This window comes from Piscirickettsia litoralis (assembly GCF_001720395.1).
Taxonomy (GTDB): domain Bacteria; phylum Pseudomonadota; class Gammaproteobacteria; order Piscirickettsiales; family Piscirickettsiaceae; genus Piscirickettsia; species Piscirickettsia litoralis.
Window position 1 is genome coordinate 18,616 of the sequence record NZ_MDTU01000004.1, and the last position, 5,384, is coordinate 23,999.

The 5,384-nt window shown below is 33.8% G+C and carries 5 protein-coding genes; 2 read left to right on the top strand and 3 right to left on the bottom strand.

Annotated elements, in window-relative coordinates:
* Positions 1–297: 297 nt before the first annotated feature.
* The 3 genes from BGC07_RS23555 to BGC07_RS16920 all read right to left on the bottom strand — a co-directional run bounded on the left by BGC07_RS23555 (position 298) and on the right by BGC07_RS16920 (position 1,894).
* Complete coding sequence (locus BGC07_RS23555) at positions 298–423, bottom strand: hypothetical protein (protein WP_268801729.1); 126 nt, start codon at positions 421–423, stop codon at positions 298–300.
* A 102-nt stretch (positions 424–525) separates the two neighbouring features.
* Positions 526–1,257, bottom strand: coding sequence for a hypothetical protein (locus BGC07_RS16915; protein WP_069314246.1), 732 nt, complete (start codon positions 1,255–1,257; stop codon positions 526–528).
* Entirely contained in the window at positions 1,247–1,894 is a 648-nt protein-coding gene (locus BGC07_RS16920) for a hypothetical protein (RefSeq protein ID WP_069314247.1), read from the bottom strand. Before BGC07_RS16920 ends, BGC07_RS16915 begins: the two co-directional genes overlap by 11 nt.
* Before the next feature lie 1,474 nt (positions 1,895–3,368).
* On the opposite strand from BGC07_RS16920, the gene BGC07_RS16930 reads away from it, so the two are divergent.
* Positions 3,369–4,394 (top strand): ParA family protein, encoded by a 1,026-nt coding sequence (locus BGC07_RS16930; RefSeq protein ID WP_139121820.1) that lies wholly within the window; start codon positions 3,369–3,371, stop codon positions 4,392–4,394.
* A 453-nt stretch (positions 4,395–4,847) separates the two neighbouring features.
* Positions 4,848–5,075: a BlaI/MecI/CopY family transcriptional regulator gene (locus BGC07_RS16935; protein WP_139121821.1), complete on the top strand. Its 228-nt coding sequence runs from the start codon at positions 4,848–4,850 to the stop codon at positions 5,073–5,075.
* Positions 5,076–5,384 lie beyond the last annotated feature (309 nt).

Below are 5,384 nucleotides of genomic sequence, written 5' to 3' on the forward strand. Positions count from 1 at the left end.
TCTCGAGTTATTTCAATTTCATGATATGACTGATTTTCAGAGTATTGTAATTCCTAAGCGCTAAAAACTCCATACTGCAGGCTTTGCTCCCTTAGAAAGCTTACGAATTAGTCCTTGTCTCACGAAATCAGCTTTAGTAGTATATTTTTTAAATTGTTTTTTCTTTATTTCTACTTGTGGTTCTTTTTGAAACACTATTTTTTTAAGCTGGAATCTGCCTTTTAGCTTTTTTGCTTTACAGTCTTACAACCACTAATAAGCTCCTCTAAATTTTCCCATGTTATTTTATGCCATTTCCTAGTCCCTTCTTTTTTCAAAAGTAAGACCAGTAGACCTAATCTTAATATCGCCTATACCATCAATTTTAAGTTCAAATCCTGTCCTTGGAATTGATAAATCATCTAGATCAAGAAAAACTTCCATCTGTCTCTCCATATGCTAATCTAACAAAATTATGAACAACAAATTAAAAATTAACCAGTAACATCCATAAATTCTGTTGATATCGTTGATTAAGCTTTTCGTTTAACACAAAACAGACAACTCTCTTTTTAAAATATGTGTTAAACCATTTGGTGTGTAAGGCTCTAAAGTAGTAGAGTTTTCAAGCCGATTTTTCTCACTCTTTATCGTTTCAGGAGAGATATCATCTTTTGCACAGAAATTTTGGTGATGTTTCCCTTGTTCACCTTTTATTTCAGTAGATGGTGGTTGTGTACCCATAACCTGGTTACTAATAATCGTGGTTTCAGAATTGATATTCTCATATGATGTTTCTGAATTTGAAGAACTATGGCTAGATGATGATTGAGCAGAAAAAATAGAATTGCTAACATCAGCAATTTGATCCTCTTCATACTCAGAAGAAGTGTTGGATGACAGTCCATATATTTCTTGTTGCTCGTGGTAATATGACTGAGATAAAGGGTTAGTTACTTTAGCTGTTTTAGTTGATATTTGGGAGGTATCTACCAAACGTTGCTGCCTAGGAACATAAATGCGCCAATCCTGGCTTTTAAGAAAGTTTACTGCTTTTGGTAGATACTGACTCTTTGTTCGTTCCCATATCGGCATTTTTTTCACTATGGCCTTTAGAATTACATCTGCATAGCGATATAGCTTATAACGTTGCCAATAAGCTTTGGCAGACTGCATATCATCATCTTTTGGATAAAGGTTAGCAATTATTTCATTGAATAAAGAAAGCGAGGTTTCTTTCCATTGGGCTAGTTTTTCGACCTTATTTTTAATTTTCACTGCAGAAAAATTTTTGTTGATCTTGAGTAGGGATCAATTCAAGATTGCTCTCCATACTTTCTGTTGACTCAAATTTTTTGTTGTGAATTGGAGCATGAGTATTATTACTTAATACTTCTTTTTTATTCTCTTTGTCTATTTCTTTATATAGGGAGTGGCTAAAAGACTGTTTGGTAACGGCAGTTTTGCTGGTTAGACACGACTTTTTGTCGGTAATTTCTTGATGCTCTATGTTTGGGCTTACTCTACGATGTGTATCATTTAGCGGATATTGTGATTGATAGTCTGATAATCTTTTATTGATTAATGCAGCGTTAATTGTAAAGGGTTGTTGACGACCAGGGTATTTTTTTTGAATTGGCAAAATCAGTTTATTCTCAAGTAATAGGTTGAATGCCAAACGACCGCTCTTTTCTCCATACATATTAAAAATGTTATGGCGTAGGTCTTTTTGAGTCACATGGTGTTCAGACCAACCAAAACGATTATGTCTGTCAATACATAAAGAGAGTATCATGGCAGCACAAACATTATGATTGCATAATTCAAGATGGAAGGGCTGAATTACAAGTAGTCGCTCTTCAGGAATGTTGACCGGTTGAGTGCAGTTTTGTTTCGTTTTGGCTGTTAACTTCATTGTGTTTCTCCAAGTTTACAATAAATTAGAGAAAACAACCTCTTGTTTGCAAAATAACTTGCAAAAAACACTTGTGCATTCTCATTTCAATGAAGCACTTAACTGTGTGAGGCTTAATGCCTTTAGGTCGATGACAGCGCCTTTATTTGTGATGTTACTCTTTTAAGAAAGGTGCTGGTTGTTCTCTCTGTTTTTAATCTTTACGCCGCTTACTCCACTGAGGGTGCTTCTTTAACAAACAGCTTGCAATCGTTTCTTTCATGGTTGCAAGGGTGTAATTTTTATTTCAACTACACGTAACGATACAGTTGACTCATTGCCTGCTAGAGTGATTAGATTCTTTGGCTAGCAGATTATAGCTCGTTATCTGAGTCTATCTATTACTATAAGTATTTAGATTCTATACCTATTTCAAAATAAAACAACCGAAAATTGGATAACAAAATAGATAACAGTATGGAAAATTCCATGTTAAAGTATGCAGAATAATCAACTTAATTAGATAACAAGTTAAATGTCCATATGGATAACAGATTATGGAGCATGATTAATTGAATATTATAAGGTGTAACTAAAGATTCCTACCTAATCAGATAACATATTAGAAAACAAATTAAGTAACAAATTTAGATAGCATCTCATATTATTATTAGTGCTGCTCGCTCTTAAAATTTTTATGAATAGATAACCTATTTGGTAACAAGACTGATTGGCATTACATCAATTATATTTATAGATTTATATTTGCTAGGTTTGGTGAGATAGATAAGAATAGCTATCTACAGAGTAGCTATAATGAATCTACTTTAGATAACAAGATTATTGAATCTTGTTAAATAGCCGCTTGTACAACCATCAATTAGATGACGTATTAGATAACAAATAATGTTCTAGATGAAAAAATATAGTTTAATATAAAACGCTATAGATAACATTTGTAGTTAACTTCTCCATAAAATTTCTCCTATTAGATAATAAATTGGATGACAATATTTAGTTATAAGGTCTCTTTACCGTTTACACATAGGCAACAAATTAGATAATAGCTACAGGTAGCGATGAGTTGCATGTATGCTGTTTTGAGTTGCTTCTGTATCTATCTGTTTAGATAACATGTTAGAGTACAATTATGGTCACATCAGCATTTTTAGTGCTATAACTGCTAGTCAATATTATTATCATTTGAACTTGTTTGAGCACACTTATAGATAACGTTATAGATAACATATTAGATAACGATATGGGTAAAATTTCTTCGAAGGTAAGCTTCGCTTGCTGATGTACATGAAGATTAATTAGGTAACGTAATAGACAACAATTTTGTGTTGTTGCGCCATGTTCAGGGTGACTAAATTGGAAGAAAAAAATGAAAAAAGTTGAAAATCCATTGATTTTTCAAATTAATGCTTTGACAAAGTTTAAGAAATTGACTAAATTAGTTATAAATCTTCAAATTGATAGAAAATAGGGTAAAATGATGAAATCGGCTGAATACGCAACTGATTATAGAGTACAAGAGCCAAAGATGTCTGTTTCAAATGCTGCGGAGTTTTTGGGTTTGACTGTTCAAGCAGTCCATAAGCAGTTAAAAGCTAAAAACATCGTTTGCCCTAAAATTGGTAATAAGACTTATATTAACCATGATATTGCAAAACAATTATTTGGTTTGAAGTTTAATCAAAAAGTAATTGCGGCTCAAATTGTAAAGGGTGGTACAGGTAAAACAACAGCAATTGAAAATGTAGCAAGTTGTGCAAACACCTACGGAGCTAAGATTTTAAAAATAGATACGGATCCTCAAGGGAATTTAACGGATGCAAATGGTGTTGATGCTGAAAATTACCCTGTTTTGATAGATGTTATAAAAGACGATGCAAATATTCAAGATAGTGTTGTTTCCCTTACCAATAGTATAGACTTGATACCTAGTAGAATTGAAAACGTTATACTGGACAATGTTATTGTGAATGAAATGCTCCCCTTGCACAGCCTTTATGGGGACTTATTAGCACCGATTATAGACAACTATGACTATGTTTTCATTGATTGCCCTCCTACCATGGGCCAAGCAGTTACAGCAGCAAGCTTGTATGCTGATATCGTTCTTGCTCCTTTGAATCCAGATAAATTTAGTGCTAAAGGACTTAAAATCCTTAAAAAAGAGATTGACGTACTGAATAAAAGGTTTAAAAAGAAAATTGATTATCGAGTGTTTTTAAATAAATTTAGTGCAAAAACGATATTGTCTGATAAGGCTATTATGTCTCTTATCTCTGACCCCGGTTTACAAGGTAATTTGTTAGAAACGACGGTGCAATTCTCACAAGAGATTCCGAACCTTACTGATGATAATAAAAACTTGTTTAGCCACTTGAAAAAATCAATAGCGCGTAGTGATTTTGATCGATTAACTCAAGAGGTTCTTGAGCTTTCACCTACTAAAGTAAAGAAAGTACAGACAAAAGTAAAATCTAAAAAAAGAACGCGAGTTGCTGCATGACAGGTAAGGTTTAGTTAAGATGCCAAAAGTTATCAGATATTATTAAAAAAAGGAGATAGTAATAAATTTGTTAAAAAGAGTTATAGGTCATGGGATTTAACAGGGTCTGATGATGAGACAGCTTTAGATAATGAAGAAGTATTATCCCCTGTCCCTACCCAAGCTAAAAAAAAATCAAAAGCAATATCTACTCAAGAAATCAGGCAGCCTAAGGTAAAGAAAAACACTCTTGTAAAGACTAAAATTGCTGTTCAGGAAAAAGTTAAACAAAAGCCCGATGTAATCAAAGCGAAAACCAAAAAGGCTGAAGAAGTTGCTAGGGTTCATAAAGAGCTGCCTGATTTCCCAAGCAATTTTATTGAAGATATTTCATGTTTTTCACTACAAAATCAAGTGGCTAAACTGTCAGGTGTACAGCAAAAGATTATGTCTTTTCTACTTGAGGTTAGTCTTGTGCAAGGAAACAATTCAAGTGGCCCCATCGAAACAGCTGTATTGTCTAAGTATATTGGCGCAAGTTATGGGACAACAAAAACATCGATTGCGCGATTAGTCAGTAAGGGATTTTTAGAAAGACAGAAAGGTAAGACTGCTAGGGGTGGTTACATTGATTTAAAAATTCCTGAAGAAATCAAAGAGATATTAATCGAACAAAAACAATCGATGGTGAAACCATACTGATATACACTATTGAATAAGTTATAGGCTTTTATCGATGTATAGCTACGACAAAATAGATACCCAGGGACCGGAGTCCGTGGTGCTTAGGTGGCTAAACTGTGCCACTCAGAACTTCGCTTGACATGGTTTTATTCTGGGCACTTTAGAAGTCGTTGCGACAGTTTTTAGGTGGCATTACAGTCAACGCGCCTATTCTAGGTTAATAGATAACGCTATAGACAACAAAGGTGCTAGAAGCATGATAACTACGGCATATAGTTATCCCCCATTAGATAACAATCCTATGGTTCAGAAGTAGCGGTTTGCCTG

What these genes read in the sequence shown, in the direction of transcription:
- BGC07_RS23555 (WP_268801729.1), bottom strand. Translation starts at nt 423, where the DNA reads ATGGAAGTTTTTCTTGATCTAGATGATTTATCAATTCCAAGGACAGGA.
- BGC07_RS16920 (WP_069314247.1), bottom strand. Translation starts at nt 1,894, where the DNA reads ATGAAGTTAACAGCCAAAACGAAACAAAACTGCACTCAACCGGTCAAC.
- BGC07_RS16930 (WP_139121820.1), top strand. Translation starts at nt 3,369, where the DNA reads ATGATGAAATCGGCTGAATACGCAACTGATTATAGAGTACAAGAGCCA.